This window comes from Chryseobacterium vaccae (genome assembly GCF_009602705.1).
In the GTDB taxonomy this organism is placed as follows: Bacteria; Bacteroidota; Bacteroidia; order Flavobacteriales; family Weeksellaceae; genus Chryseobacterium; species Chryseobacterium vaccae.
The window spans coordinates 1,690,943-1,710,736 of record NZ_VSWH01000001.1; the positions used below are offsets into that span (position 1 = coordinate 1,690,943).

Here is a 19,794-nt window from a genome sequence, read left to right on the forward strand (position 1 = left end):
TCATTGAAAATGAAATCAATTTTAATTAGAAGTTATATTTATATTTTGTAATTTCACCTATAATTCACAAAAAACCACCCTTCAAAAGTACTGTTTATGAAAAATATATTTACTTTTTTGTGTACTGTATCATGTCTGGCTGTTTACTCACAAGGCTGGATACAAACCTGGAAAATAGCACAGAGTGAAAGAAATGTAGCTGCGAATTTTGGCTTTGATATTTTACTTAAAAACAATGTTCTGTATTCCAATGCCACGGGTAATAATACTGATTCCAACGGGCAGAACTCTATATTTCAAGCAGGCAGTCTATATGTATTTGAGCGCGAAAATAATGCATGGATACAGAAAGCTAAGATTGTTCCCAATGACCGGGCTACGGTTGACGGATTCGGAAAAAAGTTTGCAGTAGACAATAATGATCTTTTTATCAGTGCTCCTTATAAAGACGGAAATCTATTCACTAATCAGGGAGCCGTATATCGTTTCAGTAAAAACAATACCGGAAACTGGATTCAGCTTCAGAAAATTGAACCTCCTGCAGCCATTACTGAAGGAGGTTTCGGATCAAGTCTGGCTGCCGAATCAAGAATTCTGGCTGTTGGATCTGTTCAATCTGATGTTTCCGTTTTTGAGTTTAACAACGCTACGGAGCAATTTGAATTTACACAAAGCCTGCCTTTTTCAAGCAACGGAAATATCAATAATCCTGCAGTTTTTATAAAAGGGAACAGGATATTTACAGGAAAACGAAATGCAGAGGCTAATGGTACTCCTAATGCCGGCCAGGTTAATATTTACAGGAAGAATACAGCAGGAAGCTGGGAAATTATACAGACCATTAATTCTCCTATAGCGGGAGAAACCGAATTTGGTTCTAATGTTTATGCAAAAGATGATTATCTTTTAGTAACCGCCTATGCGGGCTTATTTGTTTCTGTTTACAAGTACAATTCTGCATCGGACAGCTATGAATATAAACAAACCATTAATGATGACAGCACCTCTTTTTTCGGGACTTCGGTTTCTATTGAAAACAATATCCTGGCCATTGGAGCTCCCGCCTCTATGAACGGAACAATTAATGGCGGAAGCGTTTTTATTTATAAGCCTAAGGCAGATAGTGAATGGGCACTCGATCAAAAGATCTACCACTCCAATCCTTCTTCTTTTGATAATTTTGGCCGTGGAGTAAGTATCAGCAACGGACTGATAGCAGTAGGAGCTCCCCATCATGCTCTGGATCCTGCAGGAATCAATTATGTATCCACAACCGGAGCCGTATATGTATTCAAAGACCCCACCCTGTCTGTTCACGAGACTGATCCCGGAATTTCATTTCAAATATATCCCAACCCTTTTTCCCATTCTGTTTCCATCCAACTGGGAAAACTGTATGAACAGCTGACCACAGAAGTATTTGATCTTTCAGGAAAAAAAATATATACTGAAAACTTTTCACGAAAACAGATCATTGATCTGCATTTAGGATTTCTTACTTCAGGAACTTATCTTATTAAAGTTTATTCAAAGGACTACACACTGGTAAGTTCAAAAATCATTAAGAAATAATCTGCAATAACAAAATATATCCAATAGTTAATAAGAGTTTATAGAGTGATATAAAAATGATTTTATGCTATAGTGTATCTAAAAATTCCAGATACATAGGAACACTTTTTTCAACCCATTCTTCTGAAGGATCATTTTCTATTCCGTAGTATACAAAAGGTTCTTTATAATCTGCTTTTATATAATCAAAAGTCAGCTCATAAGGCCGGAAAAGCTCGTTCATGGTATATTTGTATTTTCCTGAAGCACTATATCCTTCCTCATCAATTCCTGCGGAAACAGCCAGCGACATTTTCTTACCTCCAAGTTTATAGCCGCTTTTACTTCCGTAGGCCCAGCCGTATAAGAGTACTTCGTCCAGCCATTTCTTCAGAAGCGGAGGGCTGCTGAACCAGTAAAAAGGAAACTGAAAAACTATTTTATCATAGGCCTCCATTAAATGCTGTTCTCGGACGGCATCAATTTTTTCATCGGCATATTCTTCATACAGTGCGTGAACCGTATATTTTTCAGGATATTTTTTTAATTCTTCTATCCATCTTTTATTGATCATTGATTTCTCCATATCCGGATGGATGACAATTACTAATGTTTTCATTTTTTTAATTCGATTTCTGATACAAAATTAATATACATAACTTACATTTCGTACATTAGCAACCAATTGTAGGGTACTATAAAAAATGTAAGTAATGACTAAAATAAAAGAAACCTCCACCAATTTTGCCAATAAAAAGGCACTTGCCGATGAATGCCCTGAAGTATATGCCTCCAACCTGATCGGCGGCCAATGGTCTCTGGCAATCTGCTGTTACCTCATCAACGGAAAACTCAGATTCGGGGAACTGAAGAAATGTCTTCCCAATATCACGGAACGAATGCTCACGCTTCAGCTCCGCAGACTGGAAGAAGAGAAGATCATTACCCGAACGGTTTATGCTGAAGTCCCTCCCCGCGTGGAATATGAACTTACAGAGATCGGTTATCAACTTAAAAACATTATTCTTGAACTTGAAAAATGGGGAAAGCAACACAAACGGATTGTTCAAAAAATATAAAAAAAGGAAAGCAGGAAGAGGAAGAGTGGAAGTTATTCGTGTCCGGGACCTTCCAAAAATCTTTTAAACACCAAATAATCCTTTTACTTCAGGTTTATACTTTTAGTACTACAGGGGATTTATTGTGACATAAAAATGAAAAACAGGGAAAACAATAAATTATTTTAATATTTTATTATATTTTATATAATTATTTTATTTTTCAATATTATAAATGGTTTTTTTTATAAATTTAATAATTATTACCCATAAAATATGATATTATGAAAAAACTGTTTTTTTTTATCTGTACGACAGCTGCTTTATGCTGCGGAATTTATACGAATGCCCAAAAGATCTCTGACGGCGAAACAGTAGACGTAAACGGTATGAAGGTTACTTTCTCTATTCTCAACAAAGAAAGCACACAGGCAGGCGGAAAGCCCTATGACCGTTATAAGGTTTCTGCATCTGTAAAGAACTCAACAGATAAATCTTACAATATCAGGCTCTCTTCTTATCCCCAGATCGTAAACGATACCGGCATCGTAGAAATAAACTGCATTAATGCTACGGGAGCAAAACTGACCTCTAAAAAGATCCAGCTGAGAATGAAAACCCAGCTCATTAATGTAACTTATTCTGCTTATGATAAATCCGGTAAATATATAACCAGTACCATTCCGGTAACAGGAAGTTATTATTTCGATTCTGGAGATACCATCAATGATGATGCTATTTTTATTGTTCCTCAGGGTGAAAAACCTGATGTTTCAGTACGAAGCTTACGATAGAATACCTTCTTTTTATAAACTGCAGTTTCGGTTTCAGGGAGCGGCGGCTCCGCCGCCGCTCCCTGAAACCGAAACTTTTACCTCATCATTTTAGCCTTCCTCCGTACTTTTCCACAAGGGTTTATGTTCCAAAACTTTAGCATGTATAGGACATGTTTCATGATGTGCTCCTTTCAGATATCCGGTACTCATCAGAAATTCATTCACAATTTCACCTCCTGTGAACTTGAAAGTCTTCTTAAAGAGTTTCATCCATTCCTGAAGGTTTTTGGGGTGATGATGATCCAGCCATTTTTCAAATGAGCCGAATTCATTCTGCAGTTCCAGAATGGTTTTGGCGTTTTCAATTGCGGCGTTCACTTTCAGTCTGTTTCTGATAATCCCCGGATCATTCAGAAGTCTTTCTCGGTCTTCTTCCGTATAAGACGCGATTTCCCGGATATTAAAATTGCTGTAGGCTTTTCTGAAGCTTTCTTCTTTTTTCAGTACTGTTTCCCAGCTTAATCCTGCCTGATTGATTTCCAGGATCAGCCTTCCAAATAATTCATTGTCATCGTGAATCGGGAACCCGTAATAATTGTCGTGGTAGTTCTTATGCAGTTCTTTTCTGCTTTCGGGCTGCATTCCGGATATAGCTAAGCAATAACTCATTGAAATATATTTTCTGTTTTTGTTAAGAATTTTTCCAGGGCTTCTTTCATATCAATTCCTGTACGGTCTGCCAGAACGATCAGCCACCAGATATTTTCTGCTAATTTATGTTCAAGTTCTTCTGCTGAATCTTTTTTCAGCCATCTTTTCTGATGAGACATGATATCTCTTCCGATGAGCCCTGCATCTGTAAGATAGGCTAAGGTATCTTCTTCCAGGGTCCATTTTGTTCTCAGGCTTTTTATTTCAAGTTTATGATACTCTTCTCTGATGTGTAAAGAGCGTTTTATGATCTCGTCAAAATTATTGGTGCTCATGATCTTTATAATAATCGTTAATCTCTATTTAAAACTTTTCAGAGTATAAAGATAAGACACCACATTGACAACTGTTAGTCAGTAGGGGTTTTAATTTTTATCATTTAATCAGAATTCAGATCATACTATGACCATTTCTTTTGGAATATTCATTAGTTTTGAGATCCTAAAATCAGGATCATGAAACTATTGAAAGCCCTCATTTTTTCTCTGTTTTCCATTTTCTTCTCTGCACAGAATATCTATTCCAAAGCGTATGGGAATCAGAAAAATCCTGCGATTATTTTTATTCACGGAGGCCCAAGCGGAAACGCAACCTTATTTGAAGGAACAACCGCCCAGAGTCTGGCTGACAAAGGATTTTATGTAATTGTTTATGACAGGCGCGGAGAAGGACGTTCTAAAGACAGCACCGCAACAATGACTTTCAGGGAAAGCTTTAAAGACCTGAACCGGATCTACCGGACGTATCACCTCAAAAAAACTTCAATCCTGGCTCACAGCTTTGGAGGAATCATCGGAACCTTATTTACCAGACATTATCCTGAAAAAGTTAGTTCTTTAGTTCTTGCGGGTGCGTTATTTACTCAGCAGGAAACGTACAATCATATTTTAAAACAAGGAAAAGAAACGTTTAAAAATGATCCGTCACAACTGAAAAAAATTGCAGATATTGAGAGTATGAGCAAAAATTCTGCTGATTACCGTAAAAGATGTTACGAACTGGCCAGTGAAATGCACTTCTTTACCATGCCCTCTCCTACTGCTGAAAGTCAGAATCTGAGAAAAGCCTATGAAAATGGTGAATTTTACGCAGCAAATATCAGAAACAACGAGTCACCCGTAAAGTTTTACAAAAATGAACCGTTGAACAATCTGGATAATACCTCAGCTTTAAATGCTATTAAAAAAAAAGGAATTCCAATTTATGCGGTATATGGTAAAAATGACGGAATATTCTCAGAAAAACAGCTTAATGACATCAAAAACCTTGCAGGAAATGATCACTTTACAGCCATAGATAATTGTTCTCATTACCTGTTTGTAGATCAGCAGAATGAATTTCTGAAATTGATCAGTCAATATTTAAAATAAAGTGTAGTTTTGTAGTATGCCGGCAGCCAGAATTCATATGAAAACCTATAAAGCATTCCTTACTATGCTTATTCTGGTGTTTTCATTATCCCCGTGTTCTGTGAAACGGGATGTGCTCAGTATTTTGGATATCCAGTATATCAGTGGCTTAAACAAAGTAAAAATAACTTTCGGATCAGTACTTTCCTGTGACGGAACGACAGAAAATTCAACATCAAAATCTTCTGTTTCTAAAACCAACCGTAAGCATCAAAACAGAGAATTTTCTCTTCCATCAGACAGATTATCATTCTTTATTGACGATGCGGACCGTTTCAGCTCTTATTCAGGAAAGGTTTCAGGAAACAGTCCTCCCAAATATATTTTATTTAAAAGACTGAAGTTACATCTGGGGTAGATCATTTTTTTGACCCTATTTTACTATCAATCTTTCAATACATAAAATATAATGAAACATACAGCAGACAGCCGGTCTTTCGATCTGGCAGGTCTATATACCTTGTCCCTCCGTCTTGTGATCGGATGGACTTACTTCTCAGCATTCTGGAGAAGACTTATCCTGGAAAACAAATTAAATCCTGATGAAAACGGATACATCGGTGAAAAATTCAATCATTTCCTGCCTAATGCTTTAGGAATTAAACCTCTCATAGAATATCTCGTGACCCATCCGGATGCCTTGCAGAGATCGATGATGATCTTTACCATCGTTGAGGCTGTTGTGGGATTATTTATTATTCTGGGACTTTTTACGAGACTGATGAGTATTGGAATTTTCAGCCTGGCTCTGGGAATCCTTCTCGGCTCCGGCTGGATTGGGACTACCTGCCTTGACGAATGGCAGATTGGAGTCTTAGGAATTGCAGGCGGATTTGTCCTCTTTCTTTCTGGAAGCAGCTCTTATTCTCTGGATCATTACTTCATAAAGAAAAACAGGAAGTTTACCCATAAAAAATGGTTCTTATGGCTGGGTTCCGGCAGTCTTCCTCTATCAAAGCCTAAAACACTTGTATTGGCAGGCTCGGCACTCATCTTTGGATTAACGTTGTATACCAACCAGTATTTCCATGGTGGAGTCTGGGGAAAGCTTCACAATAAATCGGTAAAGCCTAAGGTTGAGATTTCCAATGTATCTTTTCATCACCAGCATCTGCAATTTGAAATATACCGAACAGAAGGAGTTGATGTGTACGGATCTTTCCTTATCGGGATTCAGATTCTGGATAAAAACGGAGAAATATTAAAAGAATTGAAGCAGGCTGATCTTTCAAAGTTTCCGAAAGAAAATATCAAAAATCATTATGTAGCCAAAGTAAAACCGGGAAAACATAGTATGATTATTCCTCTCGGTGCTAAGGCAGATATTCTAATTAAAGCTGATGACCTAAGAAAAGAAGAAATTCATAACGTAAAACTGATTGACATCAGTGGAGCCGAGTGGACAGCAGAAATCCAATGATGTAAACACAAAAAAACCTCCGGCAGTTCCGGAGGTTTTATATATTTTAATTAGTGCATCGCTTCACTCAGATCTATTTTCTCTTTGCTTTTTCTTTCTTTAATGAAAAGAATAAACGGAATACAGACCAGGAATATCACTCCCAGATAGAGGAAGACATCCATATAGGAAAGCACCGTTGCCTGCTTTGTTACGGAAAGATCCAGCATTTTATAAGCGGCATTCATTGCAGCATCTGGTGTCATCCCTTTTGCAATGAAATTAGCTTTTAATGCGGCCAGCCTTTGCTGAACTTCAAAACTATTCTCATCTAAATGGGAAATCAAATTATTCCTGTATTTCTGGCCTGCATTGGCAATGAAAGTGGTAATGGCTGCAATTCCGAAAGATCCTCCCAACTGCCTCATCATTCCAGTAAAGGCTGCCCCTTGTCCAATCTCCTGACCTTTCAGTGTACTCAGTGACAATGAAGTGATCGGGATGAACAAAAGTCCCAAACCTGCGCCCCTTACAATCAGCATCCAGAAGAATGCATCCTTGCTGGTATCCGGTGTCAGGATTTTATACCCCCAGAAACTGTAAACAAAGAAAATAAACAATCCGAGGGATACCAGAATCTGTTGTTTAGCTCCTTTCGTCAACAATTTTCCGATGATCGGCATCATGAAAGCGGTTGTCAATGCTGCCGGAATCATCAATGCACCCGACTGAAGCGCCGTCCATCCCAAAATACTCTGGGTATACAACGGAACAATAAAGGTAGAACCATATAATCCGAATCCTAAAACAAATGACATAACCGTTCCAATCCTCAGGTTCCCATTTTTCAGTACCCTGAGTTCCACAATCGGATATTTAAAGGTAAGCTCCCTCCAGAGGAAAAGAATGAATCCTAGAATAGCTGCTACCGTAAAAGCTACAATCATTCCGCTTTCAAACCAGTCTTCTTCATGACCTCTTTCCAGAATGAACTGTAATGAACCTACTGTTACGGCCAATAAAGCAATCCCGATCCAGTCGACATCCGAAACTTTACGTTTTTCTGCATATTTCGGACTTCTTACGAACTGAAGTGTCATTAAGGTTGCCGCAATCCCAATTGGAATATTAATATAAAAGATATACGGCCAGCTATAATTATCTACGATATATCCACCTAGTGGCGGTCCTAAAGTTGGCCCGATAATTACCCCTAATCCATAGATGGCCTGGGCCATACTTCTTTTCTCGACCGGATAAGATTCTGTAATAATCGTCTGTGAAGTTACCAGAAGAGCTCCCCCTCCGATTCCCTGCATCAGTCTGAAAAATACAAGTTCCCATATATTGGTAGCATTTCCGCATAAAAATGAAAATACCGTAAATATAATGATGGAAGCTGCAAAGTAGTTTCTACGTCCGAACTGCTGTGAAAGCCAGCTCGTCATCGGTACGATAATTACGTTACCTATTGCGTAAGCTGTAATTACCCAGCCTACTTCAGAAAGTGTGGCTCCAAGATTCCCCTTCATCTCATTCAATGCAACATTGACGATTGTGGAGTCCACAATTTCAAGCAAAGCACAGAGGATTGCCGTAATCGTAATGATCACTCTCCGTGCTCCATATTCTACTAATGATTCTTGCATAAGTTTTTTTACAATGTAAAAAAGTCAATGGTGAATTTTACTGCGCAAGTGAATGGTAAATTTTAATACAAGCTGTAAAAAAACACTATTGACAGTAAAACTAATGGACCTGTTTACAATTTTAAGTATTATTTAAGCGAAACCTCTGCCTTCACATTCATTCCCGTTCTTAATCGTTTTGCAATGGATTTGTCAAGATTTACAAAATCAATTTTTACAGGAAGACGCTGCACTACTTTCACGAAGTTACCACTCGCGTTGTCCGGAGGAAGAATGGAGAATGTTGCTCCCGTTGCAGGCGAAAATGAGCTTACCACACCTTCAAATTCTTTATCCGGGAAAGCATCAATTTCAATTTTCACTTTCTGTCCTTCTACCATTTTATCAACCTGGGTTTCTTTGAAATTGGCTACCACCCATTTCTGATCATTTTTAACCAAAGCAAAAAGCTGGGCTCCTGTCTGAAGATACTGCCCTGCCTGGGTAGGAACTTTCCCTACATATCCGTCTTCCGGAGCCAGGATTACAGTATATGACAAATTGAGCTTAGCATTTTCCACATCTACTTCTCTCTGTTTTGCTACAGAGCTGGCAACACCAATCTGCTGTGAGCTTGCTGCAGTCTGGGAAGAGGCAATCGTCGTCTGCTGAGCGATCTGATTTCTTTGATCCACCAAAACCTGAAGCTGCTTATCCGCAGATTGTTTTGCCGCTAAAGCCTGCTCATACTGCTGCTCCGTGATAGAATGATCTTTCACCAGATTCGCATATCTTTTTAAGTCCTGTGAAGTTTTCCAAACATTTACTTTCGCTGCTTCAATCTGTGCGTTTGCTGTTGCTACAGCGGCCTGTGAACTGTTGATATTTTTAGAGGTAGCAGTAGTTGTTGCTTCTGCATTGGAGATATTACTTTTTGCTGTAGATAAAGCTGCCTGAGCCTGTTCCAAAGCCATTTTCTGATCTCTGTTATCCAGAATGACCAGAGTATCTCCTTTTTTAACGAACTGATTGTCTTTTACCTTTACCTCAGCAACATATCCTGAGATTTTAGAAATTACCGGGGCCATATTGGACGTGATCTGAGCATCATCCGTTTCTTCATGGTACTGTCCGTAAGTATAAGCTCTGTAACCATAGATCCCTCCACCGATTACTACAGCTGCTAAGATGATAGGAAAGACTAAACTTTTTTTCTTTTTAGGTTCAGCTGCCTGTGTATTATTATTTTCCATTTTGGTTTCGATCTGATTATTTAATTGTTAAAGTTCCTGTTGTCTGTAATAGTTTTCTGTAAGCTAGGGCAGCATCTGCCTTAGCATTGATAACGCCCACATTGGCGGCAATCTGAGCGGCATCTGCGTCTAGAAGTTCCGTCATGGTCGCAAGCCCGTTATCATATTTATTCTTAGTGATTCTGTAGTTTTCATTAGCCTGCTCAGCAGATTTTTCAAAAACGGTGATTCTCTTTTTAGAAAAATCGGTATTCTGATATTCTCTGTTAACGTCAAGTTTAATGTTGTCATTCAGTAATTCATCGGTGGCTGCCAATTGCATTTCTCTTGCTTTTGACTGTTTCAGGGATGAATTTTCTTTCCAGATATTGGATAAATTGTATGAAACTCCGACTCCTACATTCACTGCATTATATACAGTAAGAAACTTAGGAATATCCGCTGCCACATAACCTCCTGTGAAAGCAATTGACGGAAGATTTTCAGCTTTTGCGGCTTTCGTTCCCAATTCGGCTGCTTTTCTCTGCTGTGTCAAAGCCTGAAGATCCTTACGGTTTTCTCTCGCCTCATTTACATAGAAGCTGACAGGTTTTACTTCATTCCCTTCTTCAATATAGTTCTGGTCCACTTCAATTTCTGTTGTTTCAGGAAGTCCTAATAACAGATCCATATTGATATTGGCAATATTATAGTTGTTCTTTGCTTCCAGTAACTGAAGTTCAATGTTGGAGGTCTGCAGGTTCGCTTTCAAACGGTCATTTCTTGCAATAATTCCATTATTTTCCATTTTAAGGAAAGTTTCATCTCTTTTTTGAGAAGCGGTAAGATTTTCCTCTAAAACTTTGATAGACTGGTTGGCTTTAAACAAATTGTTATAGGCCTGAGCAACATTGTAAGCAATGGCAATTTTATCGTTCTCTGTACTTAATTTCGAGGCTTCCACCAGATATTTCGCAGACTGGATCCCATATTTAATTCTTCCTCCGCTGTAGATCGGAACGCTAAGATTAGCCGATGCATAAGCAACCTGATGCACTTCCGGTCCTCCTGAACCTCCTGAACCTGTTGAAATCTTCAGGTCAACCGTTGGTTTTGTAGGAAGATACATATAGCTGCCTGAAACTTTCAATTCAGGAAGCTGTCTGTTTTTTGCTTCCAAAAGATCTGCCGTTGCTTCTTCAATTTTAGCGGCATCAATCTTTAAGCTCTTGCTGTTCTGGATTCCCAGCTGTACGGCCTCATCAAGGCTGAGCTGTTTCTTCTCCTGAGCATGAATGGCGGTAAGTCCCATTAACAGGGAGAGTGCCATAACCGAGTTATTTATTCTCTTCATAACCTAAAAGGTCTTTTAGTAAATATTTAATGTGTTTATTAAGTTCTGTGTAGTATTTTTCTTCGAAAATCTCGTCTTCTTCCGTATCATTCAAGAATTCTTTATACATTTCTTTAGCATTGGATGCATAGAATAAAGTTCCGCTTATGGTAGAATGAAGCAGATAAATAGGAGGGTTTTTCGTAAAGATGCCCTTCTTCAGCCCACTTTCAAGAACCTGAGAATACATGGAAAGAAATCCCATTTTTGTCTGCTTCAGAAATTCTATAATCTGTGGGTTTTTGGTATGAAGCTGCTCCCGTTGCATAATCCTGTAAAAGCATTTGTGGTGTCTTACCCTTCCTGAAAACTGGTCTACAATTCTTTCGATCTTCTGCCATTCATTGATATCTGTTCTTTCCAACAGGTCTTTTGAGAAGAACTGACCTTCATTCATTCTGTATTCAACAAGTTTTTCGTATAATTTTTCTTTTGATCCGAAATAGTAAGAGATCATAGAGATGTTCACATTGGCTGCCTTTGAGATTTCCCGGGTTGAAGTTCCATCGAAACCTTTTTCTGCAAAGAGCTTTTCTGCGGCGAATAATATATTTTCTTCTTTTGAAATCATATCACTTCCATTTTTTCAAGGCGCAAATGTACACAAGATTTTTATAAAATCAAACGATTGATTGATTTTTTAATGTAGATTTAATTTATATTTACAAAAAACTAAATGTATGGGCCTATTTGATTTCCTTTTTAAGAGGAAGAAAAAAAATCAGACCAATGAAGTAACTATTAAAAATGACTCTCCGGAGGAAGTGATCACTGCATTACCGGAAGAAGAAGCAGTCAACTTAATTGAAGAGACAAATATCAGACCGGAAGAGACAGCTCCTCCATTTCATGAAGAGGGAAATCGCTTTGATCTTGAAATTAAAGAAGCATTCAAAAGATTTCATTCTGATCCCGGTATTGATATCAACATTCAAATTGAAGATGACAAAGGTAATTCCCTTACTGCTTATCAGGCTTACGGAGACCTATTCCAGGAATGGATGAGTATCCAGTCAAAATGGGACCGCATGTCATTATTCTATCGCTTTTGGGATCAGTCTCAATTTGAAAAACTTGAGTCGTGGCAGGTCATTGAAAGATTTGTAAAAGACCGCTATCCTAAAAAAGCACTCTCCTACTTTGAGCAAAACATGTCTGATAAAAGAGATTTTACCAAAGAAGAACTGGTTTCGCTTTCAAAACTTCACCGGGTATTGCTGGATAATCCTACGGCAAAGGAATATATTGAAACAGCCTATCGGAATCACCCTGAAGACAGCTCTGTAAAAGTGGAATATGCAACTGTGCTCCACATCATAGGAAATCATTTCGAAAAAGAGCTTTCTCATCAGCTTTTTCATGAAGTAATGGACAAAAAAATACAACAAAATGATACGGAATCTGTTTTCGATTGTTTCAGATTCTCTGAAGGCTACACTGACTCTTCTATTTTTGCCATGCTTTACCTGATGAATACAGAAGCTGACAATGATGCCTGGGACTATGTCGCGGAAGAATATTATTACTGCCCTGTTTTCAGATATGAACATGCTGTACAGTTGTCACAAACTGAAAATCCCTTGAGAGCCCTGGCAAAGCTTACTTCTTTAAGCCAGGAATTTCCATGGTTCAGGATAGCTTTGGAAAGTACTATCGGTAATATAAAATCTATGCGGAAACAGCTTAACGATCCCGGTTTTATGGAAAAAGAACTTCAGGAATTCCAGAACTCATTAAAAAATTTATAGATAAGCAAAACTCCGGAAAATTTCCGGAGTTTTTATTTTATGCACTTTTATGGATATATCTTGATAGTTTTATTCCAAGATCTGTCCAGACAATCTTAGGATTTCCGTTTCTGGTAAGATGGAGATCTGCTGTATTGATTTCTTCCAGAATGCTTTCGATATTGGCCCCACTGATGAATTTTGAAAATCCTGCCCAGTTGAATCCATCGGCATTGATCTTTTTATACACCAGACTTTCCGACTGATAATTCTGAAGCAAAGCCAATCTGAAAATCTCGGAACAGTAATTCAAAAAATTCTTTTGCTTTTCTCTGTTCCAGCCTGCAATTTCTCTTGCCCAGAAGATAATACTCTTAAGAAACTGAGGTTTCTTTTTCACCATAAATGCATCACGCACCCACTGTACAAACAGTTTTTCGAATTCATCCGACTTGTGTCCGGAATTCAGAAGCTTTACAGCATCATTAAGATTTCCCTGTGCTTCATGAACAATTTCCCGTACTTTATCATCAGCCAATGTAAAGTTCTTTTTAAGAAAAACTTCAAGATCTTCATCGTCAATCCTCGGAATCTCTACTACCTGGGTTCTTGAAAGAATGGTAGGAAGAATATCGTTAGTGCTTTCTGCTGTAAGAAGGATAATGGTTTTCGCCGGAGGTTCTTCCAGAAATTTTAAAAATTTATTTGATGCTGCTATGTTCATTTTATCAGCTCTCCATACAACCAGGATTTTGGTTCCGCCTTCAAAACTCTTTAAGGCAAACTTTTGGTTCTGGTCATCTATCTCATCTGCAGAAATAAAAAGCTGCTTGTTTTCAGACTCCAGAAAAGCAGTCCAGTCATCATAGCTGGAATAAGGAGAAGCCATAATCATTTCCCTGAACTCTTCGAATTTATTTTTACTCAAGGAATTTTTATTATCCGTAAAAACCGGAAAACTGAAATGCAGATCAAGGTGATTCAAGTGCTCCACTTTTGATGCGGCATGTTCATTTTCTCTGCTCAGGATCTCTTTGGCATAGGCTAATACCATAGGAAATGTTCCATATCCCTCTTTTCCTACAAAAAGCTGGGCATGGCTCACTCTGTTTTCGGCAATGCTTTCTTTAAGAAGCTGTTTCAGGTTCTGCTGCCCGGCAATGTTCTCCCAATTCATGTCCCAAAGATAAAAAATCTGGAGGAGAATATAGAATTAAAATGTGAATGTGAATTTTGCCAAGCGGTAAAAATCTACTATGAAACTGATAGACTATTTACCTTCACCATCAATTATTCAATATTCATCAACTTTCCGGCTTCCCTGATGCCCTTAACAAACTTTAACCACATATAATTTTTACAATTCATTAATATTTAAGATATTTGCGCATTGTTTTAAAAATAAAGAATGAAAAAAATCTTTGTAGTATCATTCATATCAGCTGGATACTTCCTGAATGCACAGAGCATAAGCAACTCACCTTATGCCACTTACGGGATCGGAGATGTTAAATATGATAATACGATTGAAACTGCCTCTATGGGCGGTATATCTACTGCTTATATCAGTGATTTCACCAGCAGTTTCAACTTTGCAAACCCTGCAAACAACTCTAATTTCGAGCTTACAAGCATCAGACTGGAAGCAACCAACGAAAACAATTATTTCAAAACCAACTATAACGATACGAAGTCTACCAAACATTCTACGTATCTTTCTAACATTGCACTGGCTTTTCCTTTGTCTTCAAAGGTAAAAATGGGAATTTCTTATCAGCCATACAGTTCCAAAAGTTATGAAATTTTAAATACCGAGACTTTAACTTTAGAAGACGGGACAAAAGTAATATATGGAAACCGTTTTAAAGGAAGTGGAACATTAAATACAGCTCAGGCAGCAGTATCTTATAAGATCAACCAGCAGTTTGCAGTAGGTTTAAGAGCGAATCTTTATTTTGGTAACCTTTATGACCTTAATGAATTTACATCATCCAATGCCGATCTGATTAACGGTTATGAGACCAAAAACAGTATCAAAAACTTCAACTTTACCTTAGGTGGAAGCTACCAAACCCTGAATACCCGTACCGATAAAAAGTTCACCATCGGAGCCACAGCTACTTTTGGGAACACCCGTAGTACAACTACTGATTATACTAACAGTACTTACCGATATACTGATTTAGCCCAGACAACAAAAGATAATGTAAGTATTATTGAACAGAAAAGCACCAGTTCTAAAAACCTTCTTCCATTGCAGGCTTCAATTGGGGTAGGTTACGGAAGTGAAAACCACTGGTTCTTCTCCGGTCAGATTGATTATAAAAAAGGAGAAGATATTTCTTACTTCGGAAAAACATTTGATTTCCAGGATACCTACAGGATTTCTGCAGGAGGATGGTACCTTCCGAACTATAACAATTTCAGAAATTATTTCTCCAGAGTGATCTACCGATATGGAGCGTTCTATGAAAGAGGCAATCTGAAATTAGATGGCAACAGCATTAATAAATTCGGGATTTCCGGAGGGGTTGTACTTCCATTCAAAACAAGTAGTATTACAAGAATGAGCGGTCTTGAACTGGGTCTTGAACTGGGTAAAAGAGGAACGCTTAAAAATAACCTGATCAACCAGAATTACATCAATCTGAGAGTCGGTTTCAATTTTGCTGATAAATGGTTCAGAAAGAATCTGTATAACTAAAATGAATTTTTCATACAAAATATCATATAAAAATATAGCATGCCTTTTTAGTTGTGCTATATTTTTTATATTGACGTCCTGTGAAGAAGATCTTACAAAGCTTAACGGAAAAGACAGCAAAAATTTCCCTTCACAGATTATCAAGAAGGCTAATATTATACAGCGGGATTCGGGTTTTATTGTATTAAAAGCTAAAGCACCGATCATTGAAAAATACGAGCTTATCGACAGCCCGTATACTGTAGCGAGGAAAGGAATTGAGATAGAATTCTTCGATAAAAAGAAACCCAAAATTCCGGGGAAAATCACTGCAAAATTTGCCCGCATTTTTGAATACAAAAAATTCTATGAAGCTAAAGGCAATGTAAAAATCACTACCAACGAAGGCCAAAAGTTTGCCATGCAGAGTATTTTCTGGGATCAGAAAAAAAACAGAATTTACACCAAAGATACCGTGTATGTAACGATGGAAGACGGTTCTACCCTGGTAGGCGCCAATGGAATGACCGCCAAAGACGATTTCTCCGAATACACGTTCTACAATAATTCAGGGAATTTCAGCTCCAAAAGACTATCTGAAGATAAAAAAACACCACAGTAATGAAGGTACAGGCTATCGGGTTAATGTCGGGAACCAGTCTGGATGGTCTGGATATCTGTTTTGCTTCTTTTGAAAAGAAAGACAGCAGCTGGGCCTTCCATATTCTAAACGCTAAAACGTTTCCTTACTCTTCAGAATGGGAAGAAAAACTCAGAAATTCAGTTCATCTATCTTCCGAAGATCTTCTTGAACTGCATTCGGAATACGGTTTTTATATTGGCAGACTGGTTAAAGAGTTCATAGAAAAAAATCAACTTGACAACATCAGCCTGATCGCATCACATGGACACACTGTTTTCCACCAGCCTCAAAAGAAATTTACCCTTCAGATCGGAGACGGCAGAGCCATTAAAATAGAAACAGAACTTCCTGTTATTTATGATTTCAGAAGTCAGGATGTACTTATGGAAGGAAATGGTGCTCCTTTAGTTCCGATCGGAGATCATCTGCTGTTTTCAGAATACGATGCCTGCCTTAATTTAGGGGGATTTTCCAATATTTCTCTTCAGAAAAACGGCAAAAGGATTGCGTTTGACATTGCACCGGTTAACATCGTTTTAAACCGACTGGCACAAAAATCAGGCAAACATTTTGACGAAAACGGAGATCTTGCCAGAAAAGGGGTAATCAGCGAAACACTGTTAAGCCAGCTCAATACTTTAGATTTCTATCAGCAACCCCACCCAAAATCTTTGGGAATAGAATGGTGTTATGAGTATATATTTCCTGCTTTGGAATCCATTGATGTTTCAGATGCATTGGCTACATTTACCGAGCATGCTGCCTTACAAATTGCCGCAGTCATCAACGAAAGCACTATAAAAAATATTCTCGTTACCGGAGGAGGTGCCTACAATACGTTTTTAATTGAAAAAATAAAGGCAAAAACAAAATCTGAGATTATTATCCCTGAAAAAGAAATCATTGAATATAAAGAGGCTCTTATCTTTGCTTTCATGGGTGTTTTAAGGATGAATAACGAAGTCAATGTTTTATCTTCTGCAACCGGAAGTACTGCTGATCACAGTTCAGGAATAACAGCATAAAAAAAACCTCCAGCATTGAAGGTTTTTAGTTTTTATTTATAAGCCTCGATCTTATCGGTAAGCGTATTGATAAAGTTCTGTAATGGTTTTTCCACCATCATTTTAATAAAAGGATTGAACTTTCCTTCAAAAAGCATCTGAACCTCAGTCTGGTTTTCACTAATAGGATTCAAAGTTGCTGTTAAAGAAAAGTCTAAGCTTGAACTTGCCGACTTCAAAACTGCTTTCTGGTCAGTCACTTCATCTATTTTCAAAGCGATTTCAGGCATTCCCTGAAGACCGAATTTAAATCCGTTGTCTCTTGTTTCAAACTTCTGAAGACCGTCCGGCATAAAATCTTTATAGTTCTCAGGTGTTTTTAATAATTCTGACAACTCCTTTGATGATTTATTGACAATAATTTTTCGTCCTTCTAAATTCATTTTTTATTTTTGTATTTAAATTCTTAATTCTTACAAATGTATAAAGTTTTTGTGAACGAAAAAAAATTATTAGTGTCTAAGCATCCTGAGAATCTTGAAAAAGAGCTCAAGTATGAAAGTTTCACAACTTTAGAGATCGCATTGGATCTTTTGGAGAACACTTCAGTGCATGAACTTAATGTATTCGGTGAGAATATAGAAGAGATCTGGAAAGAGTTTCAAGGGCTTTTCAAAATTATAGAAGCAGCCGGCGGCCTTGTCAACAATCCGCAGGGAGATATTCTTTTCATCAAAAGATTAGGGAAATGGGATCTTCCGAAAGGTAAAATGGAAAAAGGGGAATCCCGCGAAGAATCTGCTGTAAGAGAAATTGAAGAAGAAACCGGGCTCAGAGAGGTGGAACTGATTAGATTCCTCAACACCACTTATCATATTTATATTGAAAGAAATGGTGAAAAAATCCTGAAATGTACCCATTGGTTTGAAATGTTTTTCAATGGAGAAGATACATCAAAACCTCAGATAGAAGAAGGAATTACAGAAGTAGCCTGGAAAAATACGTCACAAATTGAAAACGAAGTTTTTCCAAGCACTTTTAAAAATATTAAGCTGATCGTTAAAGAATTCTGGGATTCTCAACATCAATAACCTGAATTGGAAAGGAAGTTAATTAAAAGGCTGGAAGCTGGAAGAACGAAGTTGGAAGCTACTTTCAGTGATAGCTACTTAAGTCCGTTATTGAATCAAATTACTCTCAAGAAAGATCCACATTTATGAGTGATTCCCTTCAAAACTTCCCTTTTCCAGCTCCCGGCTTCAAACCATTCTTATCCTGAATTGGTATTAAATAAATTCTATAGATTTTTCCAGCGCAATTCCTCTGGATCCTTTTAACAGGATATTTTCAGAGTGTATTTTGTACTCTTTAAGGTATTCTATTAATTCGGCAGTATTTTCGAAAGATACTCCTGAAAAATTAGTGGCCTTAAAGTTTTTTCCAACCGTAATAATTTCATCAAACCCTAACGTATGAGCGAGTTCCAGGATATTCTGGTGTTCTTTTATACTTTCATCGCCCAGTTCAAGCATATCTCCTATAATAATTGTTTTACGGCCTTCAAAAGAGATAAAGTTATTCAGGGAAGCGGTCATTGAGCTGGGATTGGCATTGTAAGTATCCAGGACCAAAGTTTTCCCCTCTTTTTTTACAACCTGAGAACGCATATTTGTTGGGGTATAACTTTCAACAGCATGCTTTATATTTTCAAAACTGATTCCGAAATGCAATCCGAGACTTGCAGCCGCGCAAAGATTGGTAAAATTATATTCCCCGGTAAGCTTTGACACCGCTTTCATGCCTTGGTAGCCTAGTCCAACAAAATGTTCTTCTGAGATTAGATCAAACTTATACTCTGAATTTTCACTGCCAAAAGTGATTTTAGACGGATAGTTCTCTGTTTTCTCTTTCTGAATCGGGTCGTTTTCATTAACAACAATAGTCTGATCGTTGTTTTTCAGATAATCATAGAGTTCAGATTTCCCTTTAATTACGCCTTCAAATCCTCCGAATCCTTCTAAATGAGCTTTCCCGAAGTTGGTAATATATCCAAAATTAGGTTGTGAAATGGTACACAGAAGTTCTATTTCTTTTTGATGGTTAGCTCCCATTTCAATCACAGCCATCTCATGTTCCGGCTTAATGGAAAGAATGGTAAGCGGAACTCCAATATGGTTATTCAGGTTTCCAAAAGTATACTGAACATTGAATTTTTCTGAAAGCACCGCATGAATAATCTCTTTAGTCGTTGTTTTTCCGTTGCTTCCTGTAAGTCCTATAATAGGTATCTGAAGCTGGTTTCTGTGATGAATAGCCAGTTCCTGTAAAAATTCCAAAGTAGATGGAACATAGAATATATTCCGACTTTTATTTTCAAATTCAGCCTGTTCAACAATCACTGCCAGTGCTCCATCATCTATAGCTTTCTCTGCTAATGTTGCCGCATTGAAATTTTCACCGGAGAAGGCAAAGAAAACATCATTCTTTCCTATTTTTCTGCTGTCGATTGTCACTTTATCTGCCTGTAACAGTAAAGGATAAAACTGTGCTGTATTCATAGTTCAAAAATAAAAAACCTTC

At 37.7% G+C, this 19,794-nt stretch carries 21 protein-coding genes; 11 read left to right on the plus strand and 10 right to left on the minus strand.

Annotated elements, in window-relative coordinates; all coding sequences use genetic code 11:
* The first annotated feature begins 96 nt into the window (after positions 1-96).
* Positions 97-1,572 carry a T9SS type A sorting domain-containing protein gene (locus FW768_RS07555; protein WP_153394235.1) on the plus strand — a complete coding sequence of 492 codons (1,476 nt, stop codon included), beginning with the start codon at positions 97-99 and terminating at the stop codon, positions 1,570-1,572.
* A gap of 67 nt (positions 1,573-1,639) precedes the next feature.
* Here FW768_RS07555 and FW768_RS07560 read toward each other — a convergent pair whose 3' ends face one another.
* Positions 1,640-2,170 carry an NAD(P)H-dependent oxidoreductase gene (locus FW768_RS07560; protein ID WP_153394237.1) on the minus strand — a complete coding sequence of 177 codons (531 nt, stop codon included), beginning with the start codon at positions 2,168-2,170 and terminating at the stop codon, positions 1,640-1,642.
* Between the two features lie 94 nt (positions 2,171-2,264).
* On the opposite strand from FW768_RS07560, the gene FW768_RS07565 reads away from it, so the two are divergent.
* A complete protein-coding gene (locus FW768_RS07565) occupies positions 2,265-2,630 on the plus strand; it encodes a winged helix-turn-helix transcriptional regulator (protein ID WP_153394239.1) in 366 nt (121 codons plus the stop codon).
* Between the two features lie 263 nt (positions 2,631-2,893).
* On the plus strand, positions 2,894-3,403 hold the full coding sequence (locus FW768_RS07570; RefSeq protein WP_153394241.1) for a hypothetical protein: 510 nt from the start codon (positions 2,894-2,896) through the stop codon (positions 3,401-3,403).
* A 90-nt stretch (positions 3,404-3,493) separates the two neighbouring features.
* On the opposite strand, the gene FW768_RS07575 is transcribed toward FW768_RS07570, so the two are convergent.
* Together FW768_RS07575 and FW768_RS07580 are read right to left on the minus strand one after the other, a co-directional pair.
* Positions 3,494-4,054 (minus strand): DNA-3-methyladenine glycosylase I, encoded by a 561-nt coding sequence (locus FW768_RS07575; RefSeq protein ID WP_153394243.1) that lies wholly within the window; start codon positions 4,052-4,054, stop codon positions 3,494-3,496.
* Positions 4,051-4,371, minus strand: a complete 321-nt coding sequence (locus FW768_RS07580; protein ID WP_153394245.1) for a nucleoside triphosphate pyrophosphohydrolase family protein — start codon at positions 4,369-4,371, stop codon at positions 4,051-4,053. The genes FW768_RS07575 and FW768_RS07580 overlap by 4 nt, the downstream gene beginning before the upstream one ends.
* A 180-nt stretch (positions 4,372-4,551) precedes the next feature.
* Between FW768_RS07580 and FW768_RS07585 the strand changes: the two genes are divergently transcribed.
* The 3 genes from FW768_RS07585 to FW768_RS07595 are packed head-to-tail and all read left to right on the plus strand — an operon-like array spanning position 4,552 to position 6,925.
* Positions 4,552-5,466 carry an alpha/beta hydrolase gene (locus tag FW768_RS07585; RefSeq protein WP_153394247.1) on the plus strand — a complete coding sequence of 305 codons (915 nt, stop codon included), beginning with the start codon at positions 4,552-4,554 and terminating at the stop codon, positions 5,464-5,466.
* A gap of 37 nt (positions 5,467-5,503) precedes the next feature.
* Positions 5,504-5,863: a hypothetical protein gene (locus FW768_RS07590; RefSeq protein WP_153394249.1), complete on the plus strand. Its 360-nt coding sequence runs from the start codon at positions 5,504-5,506 to the stop codon at positions 5,861-5,863.
* Positions 5,864-5,914: 51 nt separating this feature from the next.
* Positions 5,915-6,925 (plus strand): TQO small subunit DoxD, encoded by a 1,011-nt coding sequence (locus tag FW768_RS07595; RefSeq protein WP_153394251.1) that lies wholly within the window; start codon positions 5,915-5,917, stop codon positions 6,923-6,925.
* 50 nt (positions 6,926-6,975) lie between these two features.
* Here FW768_RS07595 and FW768_RS07600 read toward each other — a convergent pair whose 3' ends face one another.
* The 4 genes from FW768_RS07600 to FW768_RS07615 form a co-directional block, all read right to left on the minus strand.
* The gene (locus FW768_RS07600; RefSeq protein ID WP_153394253.1) at positions 6,976-8,553 is read right to left on the minus strand and encodes a DHA2 family efflux MFS transporter permease subunit; all 1,578 of its coding nucleotides are present in this window, start codon (positions 8,551-8,553) and stop codon (positions 6,976-6,978) included.
* Positions 8,554-8,681: 128 nt separating this feature from the next.
* Complete coding sequence (locus FW768_RS07605) at positions 8,682-9,785, minus strand: HlyD family secretion protein (RefSeq protein WP_153394255.1); 1,104 nt, start codon at positions 9,783-9,785, stop codon at positions 8,682-8,684.
* A gap of 16 nt (positions 9,786-9,801) precedes the next feature.
* The gene (locus tag FW768_RS07610) at positions 9,802-11,118 is read right to left on the minus strand and encodes a TolC family protein (RefSeq protein WP_153394256.1); all 1,317 of its coding nucleotides are present in this window, start codon (positions 11,116-11,118) and stop codon (positions 9,802-9,804) included.
* Positions 11,102-11,728 (minus strand): TetR/AcrR family transcriptional regulator, encoded by a 627-nt coding sequence (locus FW768_RS07615; RefSeq protein WP_153394258.1) that lies wholly within the window; start codon positions 11,726-11,728, stop codon positions 11,102-11,104. The genes FW768_RS07610 and FW768_RS07615 overlap by 17 nt, the downstream gene beginning before the upstream one ends.
* A 109-nt stretch (positions 11,729-11,837) precedes the next feature.
* Between FW768_RS07615 and FW768_RS07620 the strand changes: the two genes are divergently transcribed.
* Positions 11,838-12,905 (plus strand): hypothetical protein, encoded by a 1,068-nt coding sequence (locus tag FW768_RS07620; protein WP_153394260.1) that lies wholly within the window; start codon positions 11,838-11,840, stop codon positions 12,903-12,905.
* Positions 12,906-12,942: 37 nt separating this feature from the next.
* Here FW768_RS07620 and FW768_RS07625 read toward each other — a convergent pair whose 3' ends face one another.
* A complete protein-coding gene (locus tag FW768_RS07625; RefSeq protein WP_153394262.1) occupies positions 12,943-14,061 on the minus strand; it encodes a DNA polymerase III subunit in 1,119 nt (372 codons plus the stop codon).
* Between the two features lie 231 nt (positions 14,062-14,292).
* Here FW768_RS07625 and FW768_RS07630 point away from each other — a divergent pair, with 231 nt between their 5' ends.
* Genes FW768_RS07630 through FW768_RS07640 form a run of 3 tightly spaced genes read left to right on the plus strand, consistent with a single transcriptional unit; the run spans position 14,293 to position 17,235 of the window.
* The gene (locus FW768_RS07630; RefSeq protein WP_153394264.1) at positions 14,293-15,588 is read left to right on the plus strand and encodes a hypothetical protein; all 1,296 of its coding nucleotides are present in this window, start codon (positions 14,293-14,295) and stop codon (positions 15,586-15,588) included.
* A gap of 1 nt (position 15,589) precedes the next feature.
* A complete protein-coding gene (lptC, locus tag FW768_RS07635) occupies positions 15,590-16,189 on the plus strand; it encodes an LPS export ABC transporter periplasmic protein LptC (protein WP_153394266.1) in 600 nt (199 codons plus the stop codon).
* The gene (locus FW768_RS07640; protein ID WP_153394268.1) at positions 16,189-17,235 is read left to right on the plus strand and encodes an anhydro-N-acetylmuramic acid kinase; all 1,047 of its coding nucleotides are present in this window, start codon (positions 16,189-16,191) and stop codon (positions 17,233-17,235) included. The genes lptC and FW768_RS07640 overlap by 1 nt, the downstream gene beginning before the upstream one ends.
* Positions 17,236-17,267: 32 nt before the next feature.
* Here FW768_RS07640 and FW768_RS07645 read toward each other — a convergent pair whose 3' ends face one another.
* Positions 17,268-17,657 carry an SRPBCC family protein gene (locus FW768_RS07645; RefSeq protein WP_129055476.1) on the minus strand — a complete coding sequence of 130 codons (390 nt, stop codon included), beginning with the start codon at positions 17,655-17,657 and terminating at the stop codon, positions 17,268-17,270.
* Between the two features lie 36 nt (positions 17,658-17,693).
* Between FW768_RS07645 and FW768_RS07650 the strand changes: the two genes are divergently transcribed.
* On the plus strand, positions 17,694-18,305 hold the full coding sequence (locus FW768_RS07650; RefSeq protein ID WP_153394270.1) for an NUDIX hydrolase: 612 nt from the start codon (positions 17,694-17,696) through the stop codon (positions 18,303-18,305).
* 195 nt (positions 18,306-18,500) lie between these two features.
* Here the strand turns inward: FW768_RS07650 and FW768_RS07655 are convergent, their stop codons facing one another.
* Positions 18,501-19,772 carry a UDP-N-acetylmuramoyl-tripeptide--D-alanyl-D-alanine ligase gene (locus tag FW768_RS07655; protein WP_153394272.1) on the minus strand — a complete coding sequence of 424 codons (1,272 nt, stop codon included), beginning with the start codon at positions 19,770-19,772 and terminating at the stop codon, positions 18,501-18,503.
* Between the last annotated feature and the right edge of the window lie 22 nt (positions 19,773-19,794).